This window comes from Curtobacterium sp. 458 (assembly GCF_030406605.1).
GTDB lineage: Bacteria > Actinomycetota > Actinomycetes > Actinomycetales > Microbacteriaceae > Curtobacterium.
This window is the reverse complement of sequence record NZ_CP129104.1, coordinates 3,137,716-3,162,703: the sequence shown is the minus strand read 5'-3', so window position 1 is coordinate 3,162,703 and position 24,988 is coordinate 3,137,716. Positions and strand designations below refer to the sequence as shown.

Annotated in this window: 23 protein-coding genes; 8 read left to right on the top strand and 15 right to left on the bottom strand. The window is 71.8% G+C overall.

Features of this window, described 5'->3' with window-relative positions:
* Positions 1-13 precede the first annotated feature (13 nt).
* The 3 genes from QPJ90_RS15330 to aceE all read right to left on the bottom strand — a co-directional run bounded on the left by QPJ90_RS15330 (position 14) and on the right by aceE (position 5,064).
* Positions 14-955 (bottom strand): ACP S-malonyltransferase, encoded by a 942-nt coding sequence (locus QPJ90_RS15330; protein WP_290132012.1) that lies wholly within the window; start codon positions 953-955, stop codon positions 14-16.
* A 133-nt stretch (positions 956-1,088) separates the two neighbouring features.
* Positions 1,089-2,291: a PucR family transcriptional regulator gene (locus QPJ90_RS15325; RefSeq protein WP_290132011.1), complete on the bottom strand. Its 1,203-nt coding sequence runs from the start codon at positions 2,289-2,291 to the stop codon at positions 1,089-1,091.
* A 28-nt stretch (positions 2,292-2,319) separates the two neighbouring features.
* Positions 2,320-5,064: a pyruvate dehydrogenase (acetyl-transferring), homodimeric type gene (gene aceE / locus QPJ90_RS15320; RefSeq protein WP_290132010.1), complete on the bottom strand. Its 2,745-nt coding sequence runs from the start codon at positions 5,062-5,064 to the stop codon at positions 2,320-2,322.
* A 241-nt stretch (positions 5,065-5,305) separates the two neighbouring features.
* Here aceE and QPJ90_RS15315 point away from each other — a divergent pair, with 241 nt between their 5' ends.
* Both QPJ90_RS15315 and QPJ90_RS15310 read left to right on the top strand, forming a co-directional pair.
* A complete protein-coding gene (locus QPJ90_RS15315) occupies positions 5,306-5,794 on the top strand; it encodes a peroxiredoxin (protein WP_290132009.1) in 489 nt (162 codons plus the stop codon).
* Positions 5,795-5,961: 167 nt separating this feature from the next.
* On the top strand, positions 5,962-6,777 hold the full coding sequence (locus tag QPJ90_RS15310) for an alpha/beta hydrolase (protein WP_290132008.1): 816 nt from the start codon (positions 5,962-5,964) through the stop codon (positions 6,775-6,777).
* A gap of 99 nt (positions 6,778-6,876) precedes the next feature.
* Here the strand turns inward: QPJ90_RS15310 and QPJ90_RS15305 are convergent, their stop codons facing one another.
* The 5 genes from QPJ90_RS15305 to QPJ90_RS15285 form a co-directional block, all read right to left on the bottom strand.
* Positions 6,877-8,448, bottom strand: coding sequence for an alpha/beta fold hydrolase (locus QPJ90_RS15305; protein ID WP_290132007.1), 1,572 nt, complete (start codon positions 8,446-8,448; stop codon positions 6,877-6,879).
* Entirely contained in the window at positions 8,445-9,410 is a 966-nt protein-coding gene (locus QPJ90_RS15300; protein ID WP_290132006.1) for an amino acid--[acyl-carrier-protein] ligase, read from the bottom strand. The genes QPJ90_RS15305 and QPJ90_RS15300 overlap by 4 nt, the downstream gene beginning before the upstream one ends.
* The gene (locus QPJ90_RS15295) at positions 9,407-10,783 is read right to left on the bottom strand and encodes an acyl-CoA dehydrogenase family protein (RefSeq protein WP_290132005.1); all 1,377 of its coding nucleotides are present in this window, start codon (positions 10,781-10,783) and stop codon (positions 9,407-9,409) included. Before QPJ90_RS15295 ends, QPJ90_RS15300 begins: the two co-directional genes overlap by 4 nt.
* On the bottom strand, positions 10,780-11,067 hold the full coding sequence (locus tag QPJ90_RS15290; RefSeq protein ID WP_290132004.1) for an acyl carrier protein: 288 nt from the start codon (positions 11,065-11,067) through the stop codon (positions 10,780-10,782). Before QPJ90_RS15290 ends, QPJ90_RS15295 begins: the two co-directional genes overlap by 4 nt.
* A gap of 133 nt (positions 11,068-11,200) precedes the next feature.
* Complete coding sequence (locus QPJ90_RS15285) at positions 11,201-11,578, bottom strand: 4'-phosphopantetheinyl transferase superfamily protein (protein WP_290132003.1); 378 nt, start codon at positions 11,576-11,578, stop codon at positions 11,201-11,203.
* A gap of 131 nt (positions 11,579-11,709) precedes the next feature.
* Between QPJ90_RS15285 and QPJ90_RS15280 the strand changes: the two genes are divergently transcribed.
* Both QPJ90_RS15280 and QPJ90_RS15275 read left to right on the top strand, forming a co-directional pair.
* On the top strand, positions 11,710-12,747 hold the full coding sequence (locus tag QPJ90_RS15280; RefSeq protein WP_290132002.1) for a hypothetical protein: 1,038 nt from the start codon (positions 11,710-11,712) through the stop codon (positions 12,745-12,747).
* The gene (locus tag QPJ90_RS15275) at positions 12,744-14,330 is read left to right on the top strand and encodes a CoF synthetase (RefSeq protein WP_290132001.1); all 1,587 of its coding nucleotides are present in this window, start codon (positions 12,744-12,746) and stop codon (positions 14,328-14,330) included. The genes QPJ90_RS15280 and QPJ90_RS15275 overlap by 4 nt, the downstream gene beginning before the upstream one ends.
* Positions 14,331-14,360: 30 nt before the next feature.
* On the opposite strand, the gene QPJ90_RS15270 is transcribed toward QPJ90_RS15275, so the two are convergent.
* The 3 genes from QPJ90_RS15270 to QPJ90_RS15260 form a co-directional block, all read right to left on the bottom strand.
* Positions 14,361-14,957, bottom strand: coding sequence for a hypothetical protein (locus QPJ90_RS15270; protein ID WP_290132000.1), 597 nt, complete (start codon positions 14,955-14,957; stop codon positions 14,361-14,363).
* Complete coding sequence (locus QPJ90_RS15265; RefSeq protein ID WP_290131999.1) at positions 14,954-15,934, bottom strand: aldo/keto reductase; 981 nt, start codon at positions 15,932-15,934, stop codon at positions 14,954-14,956. The genes QPJ90_RS15270 and QPJ90_RS15265 overlap by 4 nt, the downstream gene beginning before the upstream one ends.
* Positions 15,935-16,039: 105 nt before the next feature.
* The gene (locus tag QPJ90_RS15260) at positions 16,040-16,618 is read right to left on the bottom strand and encodes a hypothetical protein (protein WP_290131998.1); all 579 of its coding nucleotides are present in this window, start codon (positions 16,616-16,618) and stop codon (positions 16,040-16,042) included.
* 113 nt (positions 16,619-16,731) lie between these two features.
* Here QPJ90_RS15260 and QPJ90_RS15255 point away from each other — a divergent pair, with 113 nt between their 5' ends.
* Positions 16,732-17,208 (top strand): GNAT family N-acetyltransferase, encoded by a 477-nt coding sequence (locus QPJ90_RS15255; protein ID WP_290131997.1) that lies wholly within the window; start codon positions 16,732-16,734, stop codon positions 17,206-17,208.
* 196 nt (positions 17,209-17,404) lie between these two features.
* A complete protein-coding gene (locus QPJ90_RS15250; protein ID WP_290131996.1) occupies positions 17,405-18,163 on the top strand; it encodes an MBL fold metallo-hydrolase in 759 nt (252 codons plus the stop codon).
* Between the two features lie 21 nt (positions 18,164-18,184).
* On the opposite strand, the gene QPJ90_RS15245 is transcribed toward QPJ90_RS15250, so the two are convergent.
* From QPJ90_RS15245 to QPJ90_RS15230, 4 genes are read right to left on the bottom strand one after another with little or no spacing between them, the layout of a single operon-like run.
* A complete protein-coding gene (locus tag QPJ90_RS15245) occupies positions 18,185-19,009 on the bottom strand; it encodes a carbohydrate ABC transporter permease (protein WP_290131995.1) in 825 nt (274 codons plus the stop codon).
* A complete protein-coding gene (locus tag QPJ90_RS15240) occupies positions 19,006-19,962 on the bottom strand; it encodes a sugar ABC transporter permease (RefSeq protein WP_290131994.1) in 957 nt (318 codons plus the stop codon). Before QPJ90_RS15240 ends, QPJ90_RS15245 begins: the two co-directional genes overlap by 4 nt.
* An 11-nt stretch (positions 19,963-19,973) precedes the next feature.
* On the bottom strand, positions 19,974-21,332 hold the full coding sequence (locus tag QPJ90_RS15235) for an extracellular solute-binding protein (RefSeq protein WP_290131993.1): 1,359 nt from the start codon (positions 21,330-21,332) through the stop codon (positions 19,974-19,976).
* A 51-nt stretch (positions 21,333-21,383) separates the two neighbouring features.
* A complete protein-coding gene (locus QPJ90_RS15230) occupies positions 21,384-22,349 on the bottom strand; it encodes a PfkB family carbohydrate kinase (protein WP_290131992.1) in 966 nt (321 codons plus the stop codon).
* Positions 22,350-22,522: 173 nt separating this feature from the next.
* Here QPJ90_RS15230 and QPJ90_RS15225 point away from each other — a divergent pair, with 173 nt between their 5' ends.
* Positions 22,523-23,332, top strand: coding sequence for a DeoR/GlpR family DNA-binding transcription regulator (locus QPJ90_RS15225; protein WP_290131991.1), 810 nt, complete (start codon positions 22,523-22,525; stop codon positions 23,330-23,332).
* A complete protein-coding gene (locus tag QPJ90_RS15220; protein ID WP_290131990.1) occupies positions 23,329-24,687 on the top strand; it encodes a 6-phospho-beta-glucosidase in 1,359 nt (452 codons plus the stop codon). Before QPJ90_RS15225 ends, QPJ90_RS15220 begins: the two co-directional genes overlap by 4 nt.
* The last annotated feature ends 301 nt before the right edge of the window (positions 24,688-24,988 follow it).

The following is a 24,988-nucleotide window of genomic DNA, read 5'->3' as shown; positions in this document are numbered from 1 at the left end:
TCGGTCGCGTCCGTCACGCGGTCGCCTCTGCTTCCGTCTTCGCGGCCTGCAGCAGCTCGATGGCTGCGGGCAGGTCGTCGGGGGTCTTGATCGCCACGGTCGGGGTGCCGCGGAGGCCGCGCTTGGCGAGGCCGACCAGCGCACCGGCCGGGGCCAGTTCGATGATGCCGGTGACGCCGGCGGCGGAGAACGTCTCCATCACGGCGTCCCAGTGCACGGGGTTCGCGATCTGCTGGACCATCAGGTCGACGAACTGTCGGCCGTCGTCGACGCGGGAGCCGTCGGCGTTGGTCCAGATCGGGAGCGTGGGGTCCTGCACCGTGGCGGCCGCGGCCACCGGCGCGACACGGTCGACCGCCGGGGCCATGTACCGCGTGTGGAACGCACCCGCGACGGCCAGCGGCACGACCCGGGCCTTCGCCGGCGGGTCCGCAGCGAGGTCGGCGATCGCGTCGGCAGCTCCGGCGACGACGGTCTGGCCGCCGCCGTTGTGGTTCGCGGGCACGAGACCGCGGGCGTCGAGCGCTGCGGCGACCGCGTCCGCGTCGCCACCGAGGACCGCGGCCATGGAGGTCGGTTCGAGCGCTGCGGCGTCCGCCATCGCGCGGCCGCGTTCGGCGACGAGCGTCAGGGCGTCGGTCGGCTCGATGATGCCGGCGACGGCGGCGGCGGTGAACTCGCCGACCGAGTGTCCGGCCACGCCACCGACCAGCTCGCGGCGACCGTCGGCGAGCAGTGCGTCGGCGGTGATCAGCCCGGCGGCCACGATGAGCGGCTGCGCGAGCGCGGTGTCCTTGATCGTCTCGGCGTCCGAGACGGTGCCGTGTTCGACGAGGTCGACGCCGACGGCGTCCGACCAGGCTCCGACACGGTCACGGACTGCGGGGTCCTCGAGCCAGGGGGCGAGGAAACCTGGGGTCTGGGAGCCCTGTCCGGGCGCGACGACGACGATCACCGGACAATCCTGCCGGGGACGGCACGCGGGGTCCGTGTGGGCTTCCCACACGAATCCCCGCGCGACATTGTGCGATGTCCTACAACCTGCGATGCGTTCCGGGGCCGACCCACGGCAGCGGGTGCCGTACGGCTCAACGGCGCTGGGGCAGACGGCGCCGGCCGGACGCCGACTCGGACATGGCGCCGAGGATGAGTGCCGACTGGACGATGAGGGCGTCGCGGGCGTGCGTGGCGTCCCATCCGATGATGTCCGCCACGCGACGGAGGCGGTACCGGACGGTGTTCGGGTGCACGAAGAGCTCACGGGCGGTGGCCTCGAGCGAGCGCCCCGTGTCGAGGTAGCACCAGAGCGTCTGCAGGAGCTCGGTCGACTGGTCCTTGAGCGGGACGTAGATACGCTGGACGAGGGCGGACCGTGCGAGCGGATCGCCGGCGAGGGCCCGTTCGGGCAGCAGGTCGTCGGCGAGTGCCGGACGGGGTGCCCCGCGCCACGCCCGCGCCACGGCGAACCCGGCCAGGGCGGCCTTGGCGCTGGTCGATGCGTCGACCACACCGGGGACCTCGTTGCCGAGCACGAGGTGGCCCTCACCGAACGACGGCTCGAGGGCCTGGGCGATCGCGGTGAAGGACACCGGGTCCTCACCCTCGGGGACGTCGTCGCGAGGGGTGGCCCGGCCGATGACGACCACGAGCCGTGACCCCTGCACGCCGATGAGCACGTCGGCGTCCATGTGGCGCGCGGTCCGGCGGATCTGGTCGACCTCGAGCTGCTTCGGTGCGGTGCCGACGAGCACCGCGACCTCGCCGTGGCCGTGCCACCCGAGCGCCGCGATCCGGGAGGGCAGCTCGTCGTCGTACTCGCCCGAGAGGATCGAGTCGACCACCAGCGCCTCGAGTCGGGCGTCCCAGAGCCCGCGGGCCTCGGCCGCACGGGCGTAGACGTCGGCGGCCGCGAAGGCGATGTCCCGCGAGTACTTGAGGATCGCCTCCTGCAGCATCTCGTCGTCCTTGGCGCGCTCCTCGACCACGGTCACGACCACCCGGATGAGCTGCAGGGTCTGCTGCAGGCTCACCGAGCGGAGGAGTTCACGCGGTGCCGAGCCGAAGACGTCGGCCGCGGCGATCCACGGGGTGGACGCGGTGCCCTCGAGCCAGCTGATGAACGACGTGATGCCGGCCTGTGCGACGAGGCCCACGGCCGAACGACGACCCGGCGGCATCTCGCTGTACCAGGGCAGCGTGTCCTCGAGCCGCTTGATCGTCGCGGTGGAGAGTTCGCCCGACACCTGCCGGAGCCAGGAGAGCGCGCGGTCGCGGTCGCTCTGCTGGCTCACGGCAGGGTCGGTGCGGGGAGTCGACAACTCAGCTCTCGCCGCCCGCGCTGCCGGTGGTGCCGGCGGTGACGTCGTGCAGGCGGTACTTGTCGATGGCCTGCTGCACGAGGGCGTGGTCGACCTTGCCCTGCTTCGCGAGCTGCTGCAGCGTCCGCACGACGACCGAGGGGCCGTCGATGTGGAAGAAGCGGCGGGCTGCCGGACGGGTGTCCGAGAAGCCGAAACCGTCGGCGCCGAGCGTGGCGTAGTCGGTCGGCACGAACGGGCGGATCTGCTCCTGCACCTGGTGCATGAAGTCGCTCACCGCCACGACCGGGCCCTCGGTACCGAGCAGGCGCTCGGTGACGTACGGCGTCCGAGGGGCCTCGTTCGGGTTGAGGAACGCGTGCTGCTCCGCGTCGAGACCGTCGCGGTACAGCTCACCCCAGCTCGTGACGCTCCAGACGTCCGCCGACACGCCCCAGTCCTCGGCGAGGAGCTGCTGCGCCTCGAGGATCCACGGCACGGCGACACCGGAGGCGAGGAGCTGTGCCTTCGGCCCGTCCTGCTCGCTCGGCTTGAGGAGGTACATGCCCTTGACGATGCCCTCGGCGTCGACGCCCTCCGGCTCGGCCGGCTGGACGAGCGGCTCGTTGTAGACCGTGAGGTAGTACATGACGTTCGGGTCGGCGTGCTTCGGCGAGCCGTCCTCGTTCGTGCCGTACATGCGCTCGAGGCCGGCCTTCACGATGTGGCCGATCTCGTACCCGTAGGCGGGGTCGTAGGACACGACGGCCGGGTTCGTCGCCGCGAGGAGCAGCGAGTGGCCGTCGGCGTGCTGGAGGCCCTCACCCGTCAGGGTCGTCCGGCCGGCGGTCGCGCCGATCATGAACCCGCGGGTCATCTGGTCGCCGGCGGCCCAGATCGCGTCACCGGTGCGCTGGAACCCGAACATCGAGTAGAAGACGTAGACCGGGATGAGCGGCTCGCCCTGCGTCGAGTACGAGGTGCCGACCGCGGTGAACGCCGCGAGGGCGCCCGCCTCGTTGATGCCGACGTGGATGATCTGGCCCTGCGGGCTCTCCTTGTAGGCCAGGAGGAGCTCGCGGTCGACCGACGTGTAGTGCTGACCGTTCGGGTTGTAGATCTTCGCGGTCGGGAAGTACGCGTCCATGCCGAACGTGCGCGCCTCGTCCGGGATGATCGGGACGACGCGGTCACCGAAGTCGGGCGAGCGCAGCAGGTCCTTGAGCAGGCGGGCGAACGCCATCGTGGTGGCGACCTCCTGCTTGCCGGAGCCCTTCTTGACGACCTGGTACTTCGAGTCGTCGGGCAGGGTGACCTGCGTGTACTTCGTCCGGCGCTCCGGCACGTAGCCACCGAGTTCGCGGCGGCGCTCGTGCATGTACTGGATCGCCTCGTCGTCGTTCCCCGGGTGGTAGTACGGCGGCGTGTAGGGGTTCTCCTCGAGCTGCGCGTCGGAGATCGGGATGCGCATCTCGTCGCGGAACTGCTTGAGGTTGTCGAGCGTGAGCTTCTTCATCTGGTGGGTCGCGTTGCGGCCCTCGAAGCTCGGGCCGAGGCCGTAGCCCTTGACCGTCTTCGCGAGGATGACGGTCGGCTGGCCCTTGTGCTCGGTCGCGGCCTTGAACGCGGCGTAGACCTTGCGGTAGTCGTGGCCACCGCGCTTGAGGTTCCAGATCTGGTCGTCGGTGTAGTCCTTGACCAGCTCGAGCGCCTTCGGGTCGCGCCCGAAGAAGTTCTCGCGGACGTAGGCGCCGTTCTCGGCCTTGTACGTCTGGTAGTCGCCGTCCGGCGTGGCGTTCATGAGGTTGAGCAGCGCACCCTCGGTGTCGCGGGCGAGCAGGTCGTCCCATTCACGGCCCCAGACGACCTTGATGACGTTCCAGCCGGCACCGCGGAAGAACGCCTCGAGCTCCTGGATGATCTTGCCGTTGCCGCGCACCGGACCGTCGAGACGCTGCAGGTTGCAGTTGATCACGAAGTTCAGGTTGTCGAGACCGTCGTTCGCGGCGACCTGGAGCTGCCCGCGCGACTCGACCTCGTCCATCTCGCCGTCGCCGAGGAACGCCCAGACCTGCTGGTCGGACGCGTCCTTGATGCCACGGTTCGACAGGTACTTGGCCTGCTGCGCCTGGTAGATCGCGTTGATCGGGCCGATGCCCATCGACACGGTCGGGAACTGCCAGAAGTGCGGCATGAGACGCGGGTGCGGGTACGAGGACAGCCCGCCGCCGGCGTGGGACTTCTCCTGCCGGAAGCCGTCGAGCTGGTCCTCGCTGAGGCGGCCCTCCATGTAGGCGCGGGCGTACATGCCGGGGGAGGCGTGGCCCTGGAAGAAGACCTGGTCGCCGCCGGAGGGGTGGTCCTGCGCGCGGAAGAAGTGGTTGTAGCCGACCTCGTACATCGCGGCGCTCGACGCGTAGGTCGAGATGTGCCCGCCCACGGCGATGCCCGGGCGCTGGGCACGGTGCACCGTGATCGCGGCGTTCCAGCGGATCCACCGGCGGTAGCGGCGCTCGAGCTCCTCGTCGCCGGGGAACTCGGGCTCGTTCTCCGGAGCGATGGTGTTCACGTAGTCCGTCGTGGGGACCATCGGCACACCGAGGTGCAGTTCCTTGGACCGCTTGAGCAGGCTGAGCATGATCTCGCGGCCACGCTGGTGGCCGTGGGTCTGCACCAGACCGTCGAGGGACTCACGCCACTCGGCGGTCTCCTCCGGGTCCTGGTCGTTGCTGCCGGCGCTGTACGGGTCCTGGTCGTTCACCGTCACCCTTGACCTCGTTCGTTCTCGTGGTGGTGGACATGGCGGGTTCCGGCGGTCGGGTCGGACCTGAGGGAAACCCCCACCACTCTAGGCCCCACCACCGACCGTGAGCCTGATGGTGACGTGCACGTGGACGTGCGCTTGCATTCGGGTGACGTCGGCGTACGATTGCCGATCGTGCACGCGTGACCCGCGCCTGCACGGGACACGGGCACACACCACGCCCGAGGAAGAAGCACACGCACCGATGGCACTGGAGATCGGCTCCCTCGCGCCGGACTTCGAGCTCCCGAACCAGTTCGGCGAGCACGTCCGCCTCAGCGACTTCCGCGGCATCCGCCCCGTCGCCCTCGTCTTCTTCCCCCTCGCGTTCTCGTCCGGCTGCACCAACGAGCTCTGCGTCCTGCAGGACAACATCGCGATGTTCCAGGACCAGCGTGTCGAGCTCATCGGCATCTCCGTCGACTCGAAGGCCACGCTCCGCTCCTTCGCCGAGGCCAACGGCTACGACTTCGAGCTCCTCGCGGACTTCTGGCCGCACGGCGCGGTGTCGAAGGAGTACGGCGTGTTCCTCGACAAGAAGGGCTTCGCCACCCGGGCGACCTTCGTCATCGACGTGCAGGGGCGCATCAAGGCGTCGATCATCACCGAGCCCGGCCTGCAGCGCGACGTCGCCGAGTACCGCGCTGCCCTCGACCGGCTCGCCGCCTGCGCGGCACCCGTCGCCGTCGGCTAGCGTTCCGAACCCCTCCTGAGGACGCTGACGCGTCCGGACGGACTGGAGGCACGGTGCGGCTCACCGACGGACGACCGGTCGACGGCGCGGTCGCTCCGCGCAACGGCGCCTACGCGCCGTCCCCGCTTCGGGACGACCCCGCTCGCTGGTCGCTCGACCGTACGACCGTGTCCACCCCGGTCGGCTCCGTGGTGGTCCACCACCGGCCCGGTCCGGACCCCGTCCTGCTCCTGCACGGCGTCGCCGGGTCGTGGACCACGTGGACACCGCTGCTCGACGCGGCTGACGGCTTCCGCGGCCGCGGGGTGGTCCTGCTCGACCTGCCCGGCTGGGGCGCGTCACCGACCCCGCCGGCGCCGGTGTCGATCGACGACGCTGCCGTGGCCGTGTCGACGGTCCTCGACGCGCTCGGCACCGGGCCCGTACAGGTCATCGGGCACTCGATGGGCGCGTTCGTCGGACTCCACCTCGCGGTCGTGCTGCCGGCGCGCGTGCACTCGCTCCTGCTCGTCTCGCCGACGACCGCCGCCACGGTCCGTGCTGCCCGGCACCCGTGGCGGGCCCTCCGGACGCTCCCGGCCTACACGCTCCTCCGCGCCGGACTCCTCGTGACCGGGCGTGCAGCGGTCCCGCTCCTCCGCGGACTCGCTGCCGTCGGGCTGCTGCGGCTGTTCGCGGCGCCGGTGTTCACGCACGTCGGTCGGCTCGACCGCAGCGTGCTCGACGCGTTCGTGCGCGAGCTCCGGCCGCGGGGGTTCACGGCCGCTGCCCGCTCCGCTGCGGCGTACGACACCGGGCGCTGGGCGACGATCGGGTGCCCGGTGGTCGCCGTGCTCGGGCGCGACGACGTGTTCGCACGCCCCGCGGACCTCGACGAGCTCCGCGCACTCGTCCCCGATGCCCGGACGGTGCTCCTCGACGACTGCGGCCACTTCGCCCACGTCGAGCACCCTGCTGCGGTCGCCGCGCTCCTCGCCGCCTGACCCGGACCTCGGGGCCCACGAAACGCGCGCGTTTCGACGTGCCACGTGTCGAACGACGGGCGGGACGTCGAAACGCGCGCGTTTCGTGGAGCAGGGACGTCAGACGTGGGCGGGGAACGTCGCGGCGACGCGGGAGCGGACCTCGGCCCGGACGGCGGCGCGCATGGCGGGGGAGAACAGCGCGTGGTCGCCCTCCGGCACCCGCACGACGTCCACCTGGCCCGACCACCGCTTCACCGCGCGGCGGCCGCCGAGCCGGTCGAACAGCTCGGCGTCCTCCGGTGCCACGACGAGCACGACGTCGGTGCCGTGCTGCACGAGCGGACGGACGTGGCTCACCACACCGCCCACCCGGTCCCGACGAGCGATGCGCGCACGGAGTCGTTCGGGCACCCAGCGGTTGTAGAGCTCCCGGACCCGGAGGCGTCGGGCGGACGGGGAGTCCACCGCACGGACGTGGTCCGCGTAACTCCCCGGGGCCGCCGGCGTCCGTCGGTAGTCGTTCGGGCTGATCTCCACGACGAGCCGCGGAGCCTCCTCGACCGCACGACCGGCGAGCCAGGCGCCGGCGCACATCCCGACGAGGGCGAGCCGCTCCGGCGGGACGTCGAGCGCGTCGACGACCGCCGACTGGTCGTCGATCCACTCCTGCGCGAACATGAAGTCCCGCTCGTCCGCGCGCACCACCGAGCTCTCGCCGGTGCCGCGTCGGTCGATGCGGAGCACCCGTGCGCCGTCGCGCGCGAGGTCCCGGGCGAGTGCGACCTGGTAGTCCGTGGCACCCACCCGGTGCTCGGCCGAGCCGTTGTGCAGCAGGACGGTCGGAGCGTCGTGGTGCTGCGCGGACGAGACCGTCTCGATGCCGAACAGGGCCTCGGGACCGATCCGGACCATGCGCTCCGACACCCGCCCGTCGACGTCGAGCACCTCGTGCAGTGCGGGTTCCCGGACGGGCACGGGGGCCGCCGGGGCCCAGGTGTCGAGCCAGGAGACCACGGCGTCCACCGCGGCGTCGGGGATCCGGGCGTGCATGCTCGTGCGGTCGAGGAGCTCGGCGCTGCCGGTGACCTCGATCCGCTCGACCGGGCCGAGCGCACGGGGCGCCGGAGCACCCTCGCGGACGAACGCCACGGTCGGCGCGGACCGCGGGGTGTAGGCGAGCGCGCCGAGCACGTCCGCCTCGGCCGCGTCCAGGTCGATGCCGACGAGCGTCTCGTACCCGTCGACCACGCGGTCGGGACCGATCGTCATGGTCGCGAGCGCCCGTTGGCCGCGGAGCCACGCACGACCGGACGCCGGCGCGTCCCACACGACGAGCGCGTCGTCGTCCCCGGCAGCCTCGGCGGCGATCAACGCCGCGGAGGCCAGCCCGACGAAGGCGATCCGCTCGACACCCGTGCTGCGGAGCAGCGCGGCCGCGTGTCCCGCGGACCGGACCTGCGCGTGCGGGTCGGTGTCGGGGGCGGCGTCACCACGTCCGGACGGGTCGTAGCGCACCGCGGCCACGCCACGGGCCTCCAGGCGGTCCGCCAGCAGGCGGAGGGTGCGGTACGCGATCACGCCCTCCTGTCCGAGCGGTGGGACGACCACCACCCCGGCCCGCGCGGCGGGCGGCAGCTGCACGGCCACGCGGACGGCTGGGGAGCCGGACCAACCGTGCAGGGTGCTCACAGCGCCAGCGCCGAGCGGACGGCAGCCGGCCACTCGTCGGGGTCGGTGCCGTGCGCGGCGAAGAGCGCGATGGTGATGCGCTCCAGGCCGAACGCGATGCAGGCACTGTGGGCGACGGCGCCGTCCGCGCTCCGGATGCCGAACGCGGTGCCGAAGTGGTCCTCGTGCAGGTTCGCGGAGCTGATGGCGGTCGCGTCGTGGTCCGGGCCGTAGACCGGGGTCACGAACTCGAACTTCAGCGCCTGCTCGACCTGGTTGCGGGCAAGCATCTGGCCGACCCGGCCGAAGAACGGGTCGTTCGCGGGCACGACGTCGATCTCGAGGCCGAACGACTCGAGCAGTGCGCGCATCACCGGGATGCGGTCATCGCGGTGCGCCTTCGCGGACGCGGGCGTCCCGATGTGCACGAACTCGTGCATGTGGAACGCCTGGAGCCGCATCGGGTCGAGTGACGGCTCACGGCGGAACGAGTCGCCGAGGATGTCGAACGAGCGGCCGCCCTCGGGCACCGAGTCACCGACCAGGCCGTACACGGGGTGGCAGACGGCCGGCGTCAGCATGAGGTCCGCGGGTTCGAGGAAGCCCTCCCAGCGCTCCCCGCGCTCGCGGGCGGCCAGGAGCGCCCGGTGCGTCCGGTCGTCCCCGGTGAACCCGGAGATGGAGGCGGCGAGGTCCGGGAACGAGGCGATGTAGTCGGTCCGCTCGAAGGACGCCAGCGGCTCGACCGGCGGGAAGCGCAGGACCTCGGCGTCGAGGTCGGCCTGGCTGCGGACCGCGGCGGCGTCGACGGCGGAGTACACGCGCTCGAACACCCCCGTGCGGCCGTAGAGGCCGGGGGAGCCGAGGTCGAGGAGGACGCCGTCGGCGAGCAGGCGGCCGCGCAGCTCGGCGCGGGCCGCGCCGAGGGCGTCGGCGCTGTCCACGGCGGGCGCGGCGGTGTCGTGGTCGAGGTGGATGGTCACAGGAGTGCTCCCGTCATGAGCGCCATGCCGGCGTCGTTGTGGAGGAGACGGTCGTTGCTCACCATGACGGCGGCGCCGTGGGCGTCTCGGAGGTGTCGGGCGATGCTGGCGGGACCGCTCGCGGCGTACCCGGCGATCCCGACGATGCGCAGGGACCGGGTGACGAGGTCGGTGACGCGCTCGGACGCCCCGATCTTGAGGGCGTTCGCGGAGAGGGCGTACGCCGTGGAGTCGAGGACGTCGGTGTCCTCGGCGACGACGTCGTACCGTTCCGCGGCGTGCCGGACGGTGTCGGCGAGCGACTGCAGCTCGACGAGCAGCTCGGCGAGCCGGAGCGCGCCGGGCGGGGTCGACCCGACGGTGGCGCGTGCCTGCTTCCGGACGGCCGTGCGGGCGCGGTCGGCGGCGTCGGCGGCGATGCCGAGCCACACCGACGCCCAGAGCACGTGCGACACCGGGAGCACCGTGCGGGCGCTGACGGCGGCGTAGTCGTCCCGGAGGACGTGGTCGGCCGTGGTCTCCGCGTCGAGCACCCAACCGTTGCTGCAGGTGCCCCGGAGTCCGAGGGTGTCCCACGTCGACGTCTGCGTGAGCGTGGTCTGCTCGGGCAGGCAGACCACGACGCGCTGGTCGGAGGCCGCGGCGTCGACGTCCCGGCGAGCGGTGACGAGGATCGCGTCCGCCTCGGTGGCGTAGGAGATGACCGGGGCGTCCTTGCGGAGCCGGATGCGTCCGTCGGCGTCGGGCTCCAGGGCGCAGGTGCTCCGGCGGGCGTCGCCGCCGATGCCGCGCTCGGTGGTCGAGGACGCGAGCAGCGCACCCTCGCGCACCCGTGCCACGAGGTCGGTCACGCCGGCACCGTCGCCGCCGTGCCGCCACAGGGCCATCGCCTGGCCCTGGTGCATCGCGAAGACCATCGCGGTGGCGGCGCAGGCCCGTCCGAGCTCGGTCGCGATGACCGACAGCTCGGCGACGGTGGCGCCTTCGCCACCGAGCTCCACCGGGACGGCCGCGGCGAGGAGGCCGTGCTCCTTCATCGCGGCGATCGCCTCGCGCGGGGGTCGGGCGTCCCGGTCCACCTCGTCGGCGAACAGCCGTGCGACGTCGGCGACGAGCGCGGTGCGGGCCGCGAACCGGCCGCAGGGGTCCGTGCCGGTGACGGCCGCCTCGGCGGCGCTGGCGGCGCTCGCGACCGGAGAAGCGGCGGCGGCGGGAGCCGCAGCGGCGGCGGGAGATGCGGTGGCGGCACCCGCCGCGGAGGCGGGAGCGGTGGCCGGGGTCGCCGCGCGGCGAGCGCGACGTCCGGACCCGCTGCGCGCTGCCGTGACGACCGGGACGGGCGCGGTCGGCGGAGCCGTGTCGATCACGGTCACGATGCGAGCCCGGCGGCGTGCACGATCGACTCCACGGTCGCGAACGTCGATCGGTTGAGCACGGCGTCGGGGAACTCCACGTCGAGTTCGTTCTCGACCGCGAGCATCACGTTCACGGTGGCGTGCGACGTCAGCCCGAGCGCGTAGAGGTCCGCGATCGAGGCCACGTCCCACGCGTCGACGACGAGGCGTCCGTGGTCGGCGAGGGCGCGGCGGACGGCCTGTTCGGTGCTGGGGTCGGCGAGCGCGACGGCGGTCGCGCTGGTCTGCTGGTCCTGGTCCATGCGGCAACCGTAATGAGGATGGCTCCCCGGAAAGCCGCTTCCCGGGTGCGCGAAACCGCACGACCCCGCGAGGCGCCTGAGCGGACGCACAGAGACGTCGAGGGCGGGCGGCGCCGGGCCTCGCGTCGCAACGTCAGCGCTCGGACAGTGCCACGGCCGTCGCGACGGCGAGGCCGCGCTCGTGCGACAGCGAGATCGCGATCGGTCCGCAGCCGATCGCCCCGGCGAGGGCCGCGGCCGCCCCGGCGAGTTCGACGGTGGGTGCTCCGTGCTCGTCGAGGACGACCGCGACGTCGGTGAGGGGAACGGGGTCGGTTCGCGTCGGGCGGAGGAGCTTGACGACCGCCTCCTTGCCGGCGAAGCGGGCGGCGAGGCGCTCGGGGTCGTCGACGGTGTCCACGCGCTCCTGCACGGTGAACACCCGGGCGAGGTAGCGCTCGCCGTGGGTCGCGATGCCGCGGATGACGTCCTCGACGTCGGCCAGGTCGGTCCCCGTCCGGATCACGGTCATGTCGTCAGGCTACGCGTGGTCCTGCCCCGTGTGGCCGCCCACGTGGCGCGTGGGGGCCCCGTGCATGTCGCCGGGGGCATGCGCGTCGGAGGGGTGTGGGTAGCATCGGCGCACGACACCGAGGGGGAACGATGGCATCACCGTGGACCGGCATCGTCGAGGACGCCCGGCACTACCCGTCACCGCACAACTCGCAGCCGATCGTGCTCCGCGTCGAGGACGACCGGACCGCGACCGTGCACTACGACCTGCGGCGGGGCTTGCCGGCCGAGTCGTTCGGCATCCCGTTCGGGCACGTGTGCGCCGGGGTCTTCCTCGCGGGGCTCGACGTCGTGGCCCGCGCGCACGGCTTCGCGGTGACCGAGGACCTCGACCACGCCGAGATGGACTTCTCCCGGCTCGACCGTGACCCGACGGACCACCTGCACCGGCTCGGTCGGGTCACGTTGCGTCCGCACGCGGTCACCGCGGACGACCGGGAGGCACTGGCCCGGTTCTCCGCGCGGCGCACGTCGCGCAGGCCCTACGACGCGACCCTCGTGGACGCCGCCGCCGTGTCCGCCGCCGCCGACATCGCGGCGGCCTCCGGGCACCGCTTCCGGTCGACCGCCGACCGTGCGACGGTCGACGAGATCGTGCGGGTCAACCAGGAGACGCTGTTCGACGACCTCCGGAACGACGCCGTCCACGAGGAGATCCTGCACTGGTTGCGCTTCTCGAAGCGGCAGTCCGCGGAGACCGGTGACGGTCTGTCCGCCGAGACGATGCTCATGCCCGGCCCGGTGCTGCGGTTCGCGATGGAGCACCGCGGGCTGTGGGAGGCGCCCGGTGTCGGCGGGCTGTTCAAGCGCGTGTACCTGGCGACCATGCGGGGCGTCCGGCAGCTCGGCTGGTTGGAGGGCCCGTTCTCCTCGCCGGCCGAGTACGTCGAGGCCGGCCGGGTCTTCATGCGCATCTGGCTCGACTTCACGGCGCGGGGCATCGCGCTGCACCCCTTCGGCACGGTGATCACGAACCCGCGCTCGCACGCAGCGTTCGTGGAGCGAGCGGGCGTCGACGAGTCCGGGGGTGACATGGCCTGGATGCTCTTCCGCTTCGGGCACAGCGCGCCACCGCCGCTGGCGCACCGGCGTCCGGCGTCGGCGATGACGATCGGGGCGGACTCGTGAAGCGCGCGGCGGTGTTCTCCGTCGTGTGGGTCGTCGAGACCTTCGTCGCCCTGTTCATGCCGCGGGTGCAGACCCACAAGCTCCTGCTCGCCCCGGGGATCGAGCCGCTGCGGTGGACCCTCGGGCGCTGGCGTGCCTGGCGGACGGCGGAGCGCGCGGCGAAGCGGGTGCCCGCGTACCGGGCGTTCCTGGAGGAACAGGGGCGTGCCTCCCGTCTGGACACCCGCGGTGGCATCGCCGCCGCGCTCGCGGGCCTGCCCGAGATGGACAAGGACTCGTACGTCAAGCGGTGGAGCATCCCGGAGCGCTGCCTCGACGGGCGCCTCCCGCGCCGCGGTGTGGTCGTCGACGAGTCGAGCGGCTCGAGCGGCACGCCGACGAGCTGGGTGCGCGGCCCGGACGAGCGCCAGGCGACCCGGCAGCTGTTGCAACTCGGGTTCTCGCGGACGGCGAAGGACCTCCCGAAGCAGCCGTTCGTGCTGAACGCCTTCTCGCTCGGGGCGTGGGCGACCGGCATGAACGTGACGGCGTCGCTCACCGAGTCGTCGATGATCAAGTCGATCGGTCCGGACCGCGACAAGATCGTGCAGACGATGCGGGAGTTCGGCCCCGACTTCACGTACATCATCTGCAGCTACCCGCCGTTCCTGAAGGCGCTGTTCGAGGACGACCGGCTCGACTGGAGCCGCTACACGATCGTCGCGGCGTTCGGCGGCGAGGGCATCAGCGAGAACATGCGCGCCCACATCGAGCAGTACGCGCAGGCGGTGCTCGGGTCGTACGGGGCGAGCGACCTCGAGATCAACCTCGGCATCGAGACGCCGTTCTCGGTCGCGCTGCGGCGGGCGATCGCGGCGTCGCCGGAGCTGTCGGCGGCGCTCACGAAGCAGGGGGAGTACGGCGTCCTGCCGATGGTGTTCCAGTTCAACCCGTTCGGCTACCTCATCGAGACGAACGACCGCGGCGAGCTCGTCGTGACGATCACCCGGTCGGAGAACATCAGCCCGCGGATCCGCTACAACATCCACGACCGTGGGCACGTCGTGCGGATGCGCTCGCTGCAGCAGACGCTCCGGTCGCACGGGTTCGACGAGCTCGCGGACTCCGCCGAGCTCGACCTGCCGCTGCTGTTCCACTACGGACGCTCGGACCTCTCCGTCGACTACAACGGTGCGGTGGTCGCGCCCGACGTGGTGCGGGACGTCGTGTACGGCGATCCGGGGCTCCTCGAGGCCGTGGAGAACCACCGGCTCATCAGCTACGAGGACGACTACGGGGACCGTCAGCTGCACATCGCGTTCCAGTTGGCATCCGGTGCGAGCGGACACGCGGACGGCTTCGACGCGGACGCCGCTCGCCCCGCGGTCATTGCCGAGCTGCGGCGGTTGAACAAGGACTTCTCGAACGCGATCCGGACCGCGCCGCCCGGCACCCTGCCGACGGTGGCGTTCTACCCGTACCGGACGGGGCCCTTCCGCGACGACGGGCGGAAGCTGAAGAACGAGTACGTGTGGCAGCTCGGTGCCGGTGCCGTCGCGGAGTGGGAGCTCGACCTGTCCTGGACAGCCCCGAAGGAGGCCTGAACCCGCGGCAGCCGCGGCCGGGAGAGCGCGTCAGTGGTACTGCGGCGGCCAGTCGAACGGGGCCGGGCGGCGCGGGACCTCACCGATCGTGGTGACCTCGAGCACGACCTGCCGCAGGTTCGTCAGCTCGATCGACCGCGGGTTGCCGAAGAACCGGCGCCCGTCGATCCAGACGGTGAGGTCGCCGTGCAGGCCGCCGACGTGCGCGGGCCCGATCGACACCCCCCACTCGTCGAAGAACTGCCCGAGCGTGAACGTGTCCTGCGTGGGCGACTCGACGTGGATGATCCCCGAGGTGTCGTGCGTGTGGATCTGCGCCGCGAACTTCGCCCGGTCGGAGTGCCCGATGTTCCCCGGCACCGTGACCGGTTCGCCGCCGTCGAGGATCGTCAGGTGCGTGTGCACGTGCTCGGCGAGCTTCTGCCCCCAGACGTTCGACAGCCCGGCGGCCTCGGCGCGGGCCGTCAGGTCCGTCGGGGCGGGCCACGGCGGCGCATCGGTCGAGGTCCTCGCGGTCACGCCGCCGTGCGTCGCGCCGACGACGGTACCGTTCGCGCACCCGCCGAGGAGCAGCACGGCGGCGACACCCGCGACGAGGACCCGGCCGACGCGCCGCACCGGGCTCACCACCGGTCGTGGACGGTGGCGCGGAACCACTCGTCGTAGAGCTCATGCACCGTCGTGTCGAGGCCGTCGACCTCGGGGAGCGACGCGGCCTCGGCGTTCGACCGTGCCTGCTCGGGGTTGCGCGCGCCGGGGATCGCCGCGGTGACCCCGTCTTGCGCGATCACCCACGCGATGGCAGCCTGCGGGACCGAGACGCCCTCGGGGAGTGACGCCGCGAACGCCTGTGCGGCGCGGACGCCGTCCTCGAAGTCGACGCCGCTGAAGGTCTCGCCCTGGTCGAACGCCTCGCCGTGCCGGTTGTAGTTGCGGTGGTCCTGCTCGGGGAACGTCGTGTCCGGTGTGTACTTGCCGGAGAGCAACCCCGATGCCAGCGGGACGCGCGCGAGGACGGCGACCCCTGCCTCCCGTGCGGCCGGGAGGACGCGGTCGAGCGGCTTGAGCCGGAACGCGTTGAGGATGATCTGGACGCTGGCGACGCCGGGCCGGGCGATCGCGGTGAGCGCCTGGTCGGCGGTCTCGACCGAGACGCCGTAGGCGGCGATCGAGCCATCGGCGACGAGCGCGTCGAGGGCGTCGTACACGGCGTCGTCCTCGAAGACCGGCGTCGGCGGGCAGTGCAGCTGCACGAGGTCGAGGGTGTCCTGACGGAGGTTCGTCCGGGAGCGGTCCACCCACCCGCGGAAGTTCGCGGCGACGTAGTTCGCGGGTTCCTGCTCGGCGCGACGCCCCATCTTCGTGGCGATGGTCAGGGGCACCTCGGAGTTCGACGCCCGCCAGGCACCGATGAGCTGCTCGCTGCGGCCGTCGCCGTACACGTCGGCGGTGTCGAAGAGGGAGACACCGGCTTCGACGGACGCGTCCATCACGGCGTTCGCGTCCTGCTCGCTGACGGGTCCCCAGTCACCACCGAACTGCCAGGTGCCGAGGCCGACGGGGGAGACTGCGCGGCCGGTGCGGCCCAGGGTGCGACTCTGCATGCTGTCGAGCGTAGTCACGCGGTCCCGCCCGGCTGCCGGGCAGCGCGCAGGGCGGACCGTGCTCGGCCGCGGTCGGACAGCGCGTGGGGACCGGCGGGCGTGGGGTCAGGAGAGCGCGGCGACCCGCTCACGCAGCAGCGCCCGCGCCGCTCGGGCCCGCGGGACGACGACCACGCCGCCCCACAGCGCCAGCCCCACCCAGAGCCCGACGAGCATGGTCGTCACGAGCGGCCCGTGCTGGTCGCGCATCGACCACGACATCGCGATCCACAGCACGCCGAGCAGCACCTTGCCCCACCCCGCGCCTTCGCGGTCGGCCTGCGCCTGGAGCATCGGGATCCAGACCTCGGCGGGCACGCCGGCGGGGACCGCCCCGTCGGCCACCCAGCGCTGCGCCTCGACCGAGCGTTCGTAGCCGCCGTCGAGTCGCCACGAGCGCATCGTCGTCAGCACGCCGATCGCGGCGCCGGCGGCACCCGCGGGCACGCCGACGACGACCAGCACCGTCGGGGTCGCCGGTGTCCACGACGACAGCACGAGCACGACGAGGACCACGCCGAACGCCGCTCCCGCAGCTCCCGCGCCGATCAGGCGGAGCCGTCCCGCCTCGTCGACCATCCCGATGCCCTGCACGGGGTCGACGGTACCCGCCGTCCCCGTGCCGCGGGCGTACGGTGTCGGCATGGAGTGCTTCGCGAGCTGGCGTCCGCGCCGCTGATCCACGGCCCCGGGCCGTCCCCGCTCTCGTCCACCCCGACGGGAGCCGATCAGCACGCTCACGAAACGAAAGGACTCCCATGCTCATCCGCGATTGCGCGCCGTCGGACCTGCCGGCGCTGACCGACCTCACCATCGAGGTCTTCCGACCACTCTTCACGACGGCGCTCCCCGCCGCGCGGCCCACCGTCACCGCCCACGACCACGGCCGCTGGGAGGACGACTACCGTGCCGAGGTCCCCGCCCTGCTCGCGCCGGACGAGGACCGCTTCATCACTCTCGCCGAGGACGACGGCCGTCCCCTCGGCTACGTCGGCTGGAACGTGACCGGTGGGACCTCCGGACGCCTCGAACTCGTCGCCGTCCACCCGGACGCCCGCCGCCGCGGCATCGCTCGCGCGCTGTGCGACGAGGTCGTCGACCGGCTCCGTGAGCGCGGTGTCCGCGTCGTCCACATCGGCACCGGCGGCGACGCGTTCCACGCGCCGGCCCGCGCGCTCTACGAGTCGCTCGGCTTCGTCGCCTACCCGACGGTCGACTACGCGCGCGCCCTCTGACGCGGGCATCCGTCTCGGGTGACCAGCGGCCGGCCGGGAGGCACGGTGCGGGCCCGCACCGTGCCTCTCGTCCGGCGCACACGCGCCCTCGCCGGCCACCGCATCCCGCCACGGACGTCGCGTCCCCTCCTCGCGAGGCGGGTCGTCCGCCGCAGTGTGCGATCGCGCGCAGCGCGGGGTCTGCCAGGCTGCACGCATGCGCGAACTGACCGAAGTCGCTCCGGGCGTCCTCGTCGCGACGAGCCGGACGATGTCGACGACCTCCACGGTGATCCACGACGGACGCGCCGCGTTCCTCGTCGACCCTGCCTGGATGCCGGACGAACTCGCCGGACTCGCGTCGACCATCGGTGACCGGGGCCTGTCGGTGACCGGTGGTTTCGCGACCCACGCGCACCACGACCACCTGCTCTGGCACCCGGGCTTCGGGGCAGCGCCGAGGTTCGCCTCCGCGGCGACCGCGGCCCTGGCGGTCACCGAGCGGCCCGCCCTGCTGGACTCGCTCGGTGCGGAGTTCCCCAGGGGCCTCGTCGACCTCTTGGGCCGTGTCACCGGTGTCGAGCAGATCCCGGAAGCGGCTTTCCCGCGAGACACGCCGGTCGAGCTCGTCGTCCACGACGGACACGCGCCTGGACACACGGCATTGTGGCTGCCGGAACAGCGCGTCCTGCTCGCCGGGGACATGCTCAGTGACATCGAGCTCCCGCTCCCGTTCTGGCCCGACGACCTCCCGTCGTACCGTTCGGCCCTCGACGTGCTCGCCCGCTACGCCGAGGAGGCGGCTGTCGTGGTCCCTGGCCACGGCGAACCGGGACCCGACGCCCTTGCGAGGCTCGACGCCGACCGGCGGTTCCTGGACGACGTCGCCGCCGGCCGCGTCCCGAACGACCCTCGGCTCACCAACCCTGGGATGGCCGAGGTTCTCGATCACCTGCGGGACATGTCCCGGAGGTGACGGACGCGATCGGGCACGCGCTCAGCGGTCGGCGATGCCGCCGAGCATCCCGGAGATGAAGCGCTTCTGCAGGAAGAAGTAGAGCAGGACGATCGGCAGGGCCACGATCACCCCGGCGGCGGAGAGCAGCGAGAAGTCCGTGAGGTGCGCGCCCTTGAAGAAGGCGAGGCCGAGTGGGGCGGTGCGGTGGTCCTCGCTGGTGATGAGGACGAGGGGGAGCAGGAACTCGTTCCACGTCCACATCGTGATGAGGAGCGCCATGGTCATGATCGGCGCGACCGACGACGGCACGATGACCTGCCAGAGGAGTCGGACGTCGCGGGCACCGTCGAGGCGTGCTGCTTCGATGACCTCGCCGGGGAAGCTGCGGAACTGGTTCCGCATCCAGAAGATGCCGAACGCGAGGGACTGCGCGGTCTGCGGGAGGATCAGGCTCGTGTAGGTGTCGGTGAGGCCGAGGGACCGCAGGTTGAAGTAGAGCGGGATGATGAAGGCCTCGGCGGGGAGCATGAGGCCGGCGAGCATGACGAAGAAGATGACGTTCGAGCCGAAGAAGTCGAGCCGGGCGAAGGCGAACCCGGCGAAGACGGCGAGGACCGCGGTGAGCACGACCACCGACACCGTCACGAGGACGCTCGAGAGCATGTACGACGCGAAGTGGCCCTGGTTCCACGCGGCGCCGAAGTTGCCGAGGTCGATCGTCGTGGGGACCGTGAACCCGCCCGAGTTCTGGGCCGAGGGCGTGACGGAGGAGAGCAGCACCCCGACGAGCGGGATGATCGCGAACAGGGCGAAGAGCGACAGGATGACGTAGTCGACGGTCTTCTCGCGGAGGGAGAGCCTCATGCGACGTCCTTCGGCTGGAGACGGCTGATGAGAGCCGTCACGATCATGATCACGACGGTGAGCGACACCGCCACGGCTGCGGCGGATCCGACCTGCCCGGTCTGGAACGCCCGGTTGTAGGCCTCGAACGCGGGCACCGACGTCGAGTTCCCGGGGCCGCCGCTCGTCGTCACGTAGACGAGGTCGAAGGTCTTCAGGGCGGACACCACGGTCAGCGTGAGCGCCGCGGCGATCTGCCCGCGGAGCGACGGCAGGGTGATGGACAGGAACTCCCGGGCAGCGCCCGCGCCGTCGATGCGAGCGGCCTCGAACAGGCTCGGGTGGATGTTGCCGACCCCGGACAGGAACAGCACGAGGCAGAGGCCGACGTTCAGCCAGGTGCCGACGAAGCCGATGGCGGGGAGGGCCGTGTCGTACCCGCCGAGCCAGACCTGGGCGAACTGCCCGAGGCCGACGAGCCGGAGCGCGTCGTTGAGGAGTCCGTCGGCCGAGTAGATCGACACCCAGATCGTCGCGACGACCACGGACGCGATCACCTGGGGGAGGAACAGCACGGTGCGGAAGAACGACATGCCCCGGAGTGCGTTGGCCCGGGAGATGAGGGCGGTGAGGAAGAGCGCGACCACGACGGGCACCACGGCGTAGAAGACCATGAGGACGAGCGCGTGCCCGAACGACGCCCGGAGCTGCGCGTCGGTGAACACGCTGGCGTAGTTCGCGAACCCGGCCCACGTCGCCACGGACAGGCCGTCCCAGTCGTAGAACGAGTACTGCACGCTCTGCAGGAACGGCACGCCGAGGAACACGGCGAACACGACGAACGCGGGGAGGACGTAGAGGTAGGCGACGAGGCTCCGCCGCCGCTTGCGGACGCCGCCGGTGGCCTGGCGGGTCCGGCCACGGCGGGTGCTGCGGTCAGCAGCGCCCGCCGTGGTGCCGGTGAACTGGGTCACGGTGCTCCTGCCTACTGCTTCACGAAGCCGGCGTAGTCGTCCTGGAGCGTCTTCGTGTACTGCTCCGGGGAGGCCTTGCCCGCGACGAGGTCCTGCATCGCCGCCGTGATGGTGTCGTAGAAGGTCGGGGTCGCGTAGTCGAGGTACGGGGTGATGCTGTTCGACGACGAGATCGACTCGTAGTTGCTCGTGATGTCGCCCGCGATCGTGCCCGGCTCCGGCCGATCGCCCTCGGGGACCACGGTCGGCAGGTTGCCCTTGTCGACGAGCACCTTCGCGGCGTCCTTGTTCGTGACGAAGTCGATGTAGGCCGCGGCGGCGTTCGCGTTCTTCGTCTTCGAGGTGATCGCCCACGCGAGGCCTTCGCCGCCCATCGTCACCGGGCCGCTCGCGCCGTCCGGGGTGAGGGCGGTGAACCCGATGTCCTTCGCGGAGGACGCCGCCTCGAGGGTGGCCTGGTACCAGGTGCCGGTGATGAGGAACGCCGACTGGCCCTTGCCGAACGCGGCGACCGCGTCGTCGCGGGAGACGCCGTTGGCGCCCTCGGTCACGTAGCCGTCGTCGACCCAGCCGGCGATGGTCTTCGCGGCCTGGACCTCCTCGTCACCCGTCCAACTGCCCGACTTGCCCGCGACGAGGTCGTTCACCGCGTCGTGACCGGCCAGGGCGGAGAGCACCAGTCCGTAGAGGTGGATGCCGGGGCTCTTCTCGACGTCGCCGTAGCTCAGCGGCAGCGTGCCCGCGGCCTTCACCTTCTGCATGTCCTCGGTGAGCTCCGCGACGGTCTTCGGCGGACTGTCGATGCCGGCCTTCCGGAGGACCGCCTCGTTGTAGTACAGCCCGACCAGCTCACCGGTCTGGGAGACACCGTAGAGGTCGTCGCCCTGCCAGGTCTTGCCGTCCGAGGAGAACGAGTTGAGCTTCAGCAGACTCGACGGGTAGTGGTCGTCCCAGCCGTAGAGCTTCGCGTAGTCGTCCACGGGTCGGAGAAACCCGGCCTTCACGAACGCCCCCATGTCCGGGTAGCCCTGGTTCGCCTGCACGACGTCCGGCGGTGTGTTGCCCGAGAGTGCGAGCTTGAGGGTGGTCTTCAGGTCGGCGAAGGACCGGGACACCCGCTTGATGGTGATGTTCGGGTGCGCCTTCTCGAACTCGTCGTTGAGCGCCTGCTGCGCGTCGTTGATGCCGGTGTCGGTGTTCTGGTCCCACACGGTGAGGGTGGTCTTCCCCGACCCGACGTCCTTCGACACGGGGCCGAGGCTCTGCGAGGCGGCCGGCGCTGCGGATCCGCCCGGCGTGCAGCCGGTGAGACCGAGGGCGACGACCGCCGCGACACCGAGGAGGAGCGTCGCCTTGCTGGAGTGCTTCATGGTGGTCCGTTCTTCGAGTGGGAGGGAGCGAATCGGGTGTGGGCGGGAGGGTCAGGCGTCGGTGAGGGCGACGGCGTCCAGGAACGACCAGTCGTCGTCCGGGGCCGCGCGGCGGACGAACGTCCGGAGCTGGTCGGGGTGCGGGGCGCTCGCCGCACCACCGAGTCCGGTGACGGCGAACGCGGCGGAGGCTGCGCCGAAGCGCAACCGCGTCGGGAGGTCCCAGCCGTGGTGGTCGCCGGCCATGAACGCGGCGACGAACACGTCACCGGCGCCGGTCGGGTCGACCACGTCGACCGGGATCGTGCTCGCGGTGACGACCGTGTTCGCGGAGTCGACCGCGACCACGCCGTCGGCACCGCGGGTGACGACGGCGAGCGGCACGCGCTCGGCGAGGACCTTCGCGGCGTCGAGCGCCGTGTCGGTACGCGTGTACCGCATCGCCTCGACGTCGTTCGGCACGAAGACGTCGACCTCGGCGAGCCGGTCGAGCACGTCGCCGGACCACTCGCCGGTGTGGTCCCAGCCGACGCCGCCGACGACGGTCGTGCCGCCGCGTCGGAGGGCGGCCACCCAGTCGGGGAGCGGGCGGGCGATGCCGACGTGCGTCGCCGCGACCGGGCCGAGGTCGTCCGGCACGTGGAGGGGGCCGGGGTGTTCCTCGTAGGTGATGAAGCTGCGGTCCTCGGGGCCGGTGAGCGCGACCGAGACGGCGCTCTGCAGACCGGGCACGAGCTCGAGCAGGGTGGTGTCGAGCAACGGTTCCTCGGTCAGCACCTGGTGGACGTGCCGCCCCAGGACGTCGTCACCGAGTCGGCTGAGGAGCTTCGTCGGTGCTCCGGCCCGCGCTGCGGCGACCGCACGGTTCGCCACTCCGCCCGGCGTGACCGTGAACGCGTCGGCGAACACCTCCGCGCCCTGCTCGGGGGCGGTCACACCGGCGAAGACCAGGTCGCAGTACACGTCGCCCGCGAAGAGCAGCGCTCCGGGGACCGGCGTCGGGTTCGGCTGGGTCACGGCTGCTCCTCGTCATCGCGGATCAGGGGATCGACCGCGTGTGTTCGAGCCTGCGCGATCGGTGTTGCGGCGACGTTACTCGATTGCGCCAGATTTGTTAAGTCTGTTCGAGTGCGCCATTTTAGATGTCCATTTGTGCGTGAATCTGCGCGATCGGGGGTATGGTGGGCGGCATGATCCTGCGCGAGCGGCAGAACCGCATCATCGACGCCCTGCGTGCCGACGGCGCGGCCTCGGTGCAGGAGCTCGCGCTCGCGCTGCGGGTCAGCGCGGCGACCATCCGGCGGGACCTCGAGATGCTCGACCGGAACGGCGAGCTCGTCCGGACCTGGGGCGGCGCGGTCGTCGCTCCTCGCCGGACCTCGCTCGATCCCGCTCCCGGCCCGTCCGGGAGCGCTGGCGACCCGGGCGACGAGGTGGTCGAGGCCCCGTTCGAGGCCGCTGGCGACCACGACCTGAAGCACCGCATGGCGGTCGCGGCGGCGGGCATGGTGCAGGACGGCCAGGTCGTCATCCTCGACATCGGCACCACCACGCCGCTCGTGGCCGAACTCCTCCGCGGGCGCGACATCACCGTCATCACGACGAACCTGGCCGTCTTCGACGTGCTGCGCGACGACGACGCCGTGCGGCTGGTCCTGCTCGGCGGGGTCGTTCGCCGCAACTACCGAACGCTCGTCGGGTCCCTCGCCGAGGCCGCGCTCGAGCAGGTCAGCGCCGACGTCCTCTTCCTGTCGTGCACTGGTGTCCGCGCGAACGGGCACGTCGTCGACAACATGGCGGTCGAGGCGCCCATCAAGCAGTCCATGATCGCCGCGGCGGAGCGTGTCGTCCTGCTCGCCTCCGAAGCGAAGTTCCCCGGGACCGGAGCGCTCCGGCTCTGCTCCCTCACCGACGTCGACACGCTGATCACCACGACCGGCGCGCCCGACGACACACTCGCCCACAGCCGGAACGCCGGCGGAGAGGTCATCGCCACATGAAGCTCTGCATCCTCGGGGGCGGCGGGTTCCGCACGCCGTACGTGTACCAGGCCCTGCTCCGCGACACCGGCAGCCCCCGGGTCGACCGGGTCGCGCTCTACGACGTCGACGAGGTCCGGCTGCACGCCATGGTCGCGATCCTCACCGAGCTCGCCGCCGAGTTCCCGGACGCACCCGTGCTCGAACCGACCACCGACCTGCACCGCGCGGTCGAGGGCAGCGACTTCGTGTTCGCGGCGCTCCGGGTCGGCGGGCTCGAGGGGCGCCGCTGCGACGAACACGTCGCGCTCGACCTGGACGTCCTCGGGCAGGAGACCACCGGCCCCGGCGGGCTCGCGTACGCGATCCGCACCGTGCCGGTGATGGTCGACGCCGCGAAGGTCATCCGTGACCTCGCCCCGGATGCCTACGTCATGAACTTCACCAACCCGGCCGGCATCATCACCGAGGCCATGCAGACGGTCCTCGGCGACCGTGTCCTCGGCATCTGCGACACCCCGTCCGGACTCGGTCGTCGGGTCGCGGGCATGCTCGGGCTCGACCACACGCGGGTGCAGATGGACTACGTCGGGCTGAACCACCTCGGCTGGATGCGCCGTGTCATGTACGACGGCCGTGACGTCCTGCCCGAGCTGATGGCCGACGACGGCCGGCTCGGCGCGATGGAGGAGGGCCACGTCTTCGGCCTCGACTGGATCCGCTCGCTCGGGTCGATCCCGAACGAGTACCTGTACTACTACTACTTCAACCGCGACGCGGTCCGGTCGATCGTCTCGTCGGGGAAGACCCGTGGCGACTTCCTCGCCGAGAGCCAGTCCGCCTTCTACGAGCGCGCCACCGCCGCGGGTGACGGCGTGGCCGACCTCTGGCGGGAGACCGTCGCTCGGCGCAGCGCCTCGTACATGGCTGAGGCGAAGGGCGGCACGCAGGACGACCCGATCGACCCGAAGGAACGTGAGACCGACCCGTCGCACCAGGGCTACGCGGGTGTCGCGCTCGGCGTGATGGCCGCGATCAGCCGGAACGAGCGCCAGACGATGATCCTCAACGTTCAGAACAACGGCACGATCGCCGGACTCCCGCGGGACGCGGTGGTCGAGGTCCCCACGATGGTCGATGCGAACGGCGTCCACCCGATGACGACCGACCAGCCCGACCTCCATCAGATCGGGCTCATGTCCCAGGTGAAGGCGGTCGAGCGGCACACGATCCAGGCGGCGCTCACCGGCTCGAAGGACGAGGCCCTCAAGGCGTTCGCGCTCCACCCGCTCGTCGACAGCGTCAGTGTCGCGCGCGACCTGGTGCGCGGCTACGTCGATCGCATCCCCGAGGTGGCGGCGGTGCTCACGAAGTAGGAGGTGTGCACGGAGGCGGCGGTCCTCGCGCAGTGGGTCGTGCTCACGCGGGACTCGGAGGCCGCGGGAGAGACCGGGCCGCGACCGCGGCCCCCACGACCGCGGCCGCGGACGACCGGATTCCCCTCACCGGGACCAGCATCGCGCGGGTCGCGCCGACGGCGCATCATCCGGAGGGATGAGAAGTCGACGCACCCTCAGGCGGGTGCTGGGTGCGCGACGCGGGCACGGTGGGGTGCTGGCGTCCTGGTGTGGCGAGGGCGCAGCGGACGGGAGGAACGGTGCGGGGCCGACCCGTGCC

Bases quoted from the DNA above. Each gene is read 5' to 3' on its own strand.
- QPJ90_RS15315 (WP_290132009.1), top strand. From the start codon at position 5,306: ATGGCACTGGAGATCGGCTCCCTCGCGCCGGACTTCGAGCTCCCGAAC.
- QPJ90_RS15290 (WP_290132004.1), bottom strand. From the start codon at position 11,067: ATGGACCAGGACCAGCAGACCAGCGCGACCGCCGTCGCGCTCGCCGAC.
- QPJ90_RS15285 (WP_290132003.1), bottom strand. From the start codon at position 11,578: ATGACCGTGATCCGGACGGGGACCGACCTGGCCGACGTCGAGGACGTC.
- QPJ90_RS15280 (WP_290132002.1), top strand. From the start codon at position 11,710: ATGGCATCACCGTGGACCGGCATCGTCGAGGACGCCCGGCACTACCCG.
- QPJ90_RS15265 (WP_290131999.1), bottom strand. From the start codon at position 15,934: ATGCAGAGTCGCACCCTGGGCCGCACCGGCCGCGCAGTCTCCCCCGTC.
- QPJ90_RS15260 (WP_290131998.1), bottom strand. From the start codon at position 16,618: ATGCCGACACCGTACGCCCGCGGCACGGGGACGGCGGGTACCGTCGAC.
- QPJ90_RS15255 (WP_290131997.1), top strand. From the start codon at position 16,732: ATGCTCATCCGCGATTGCGCGCCGTCGGACCTGCCGGCGCTGACCGAC.
- QPJ90_RS15250 (WP_290131996.1), top strand. From the start codon at position 17,405: ATGCGCGAACTGACCGAAGTCGCTCCGGGCGTCCTCGTCGCGACGAGC.
- QPJ90_RS15245 (WP_290131995.1), bottom strand. From the start codon at position 19,009: ATGAGGCTCTCCCTCCGCGAGAAGACCGTCGACTACGTCATCCTGTCG.
- QPJ90_RS15235 (WP_290131993.1), bottom strand. From the start codon at position 21,332: ATGAAGCACTCCAGCAAGGCGACGCTCCTCCTCGGTGTCGCGGCGGTC.
- QPJ90_RS15225 (WP_290131991.1), top strand. From the start codon at position 22,523: ATGATCCTGCGCGAGCGGCAGAACCGCATCATCGACGCCCTGCGTGCC.
- QPJ90_RS15220 (WP_290131990.1), top strand. From the start codon at position 23,329: ATGAAGCTCTGCATCCTCGGGGGCGGCGGGTTCCGCACGCCGTACGTG.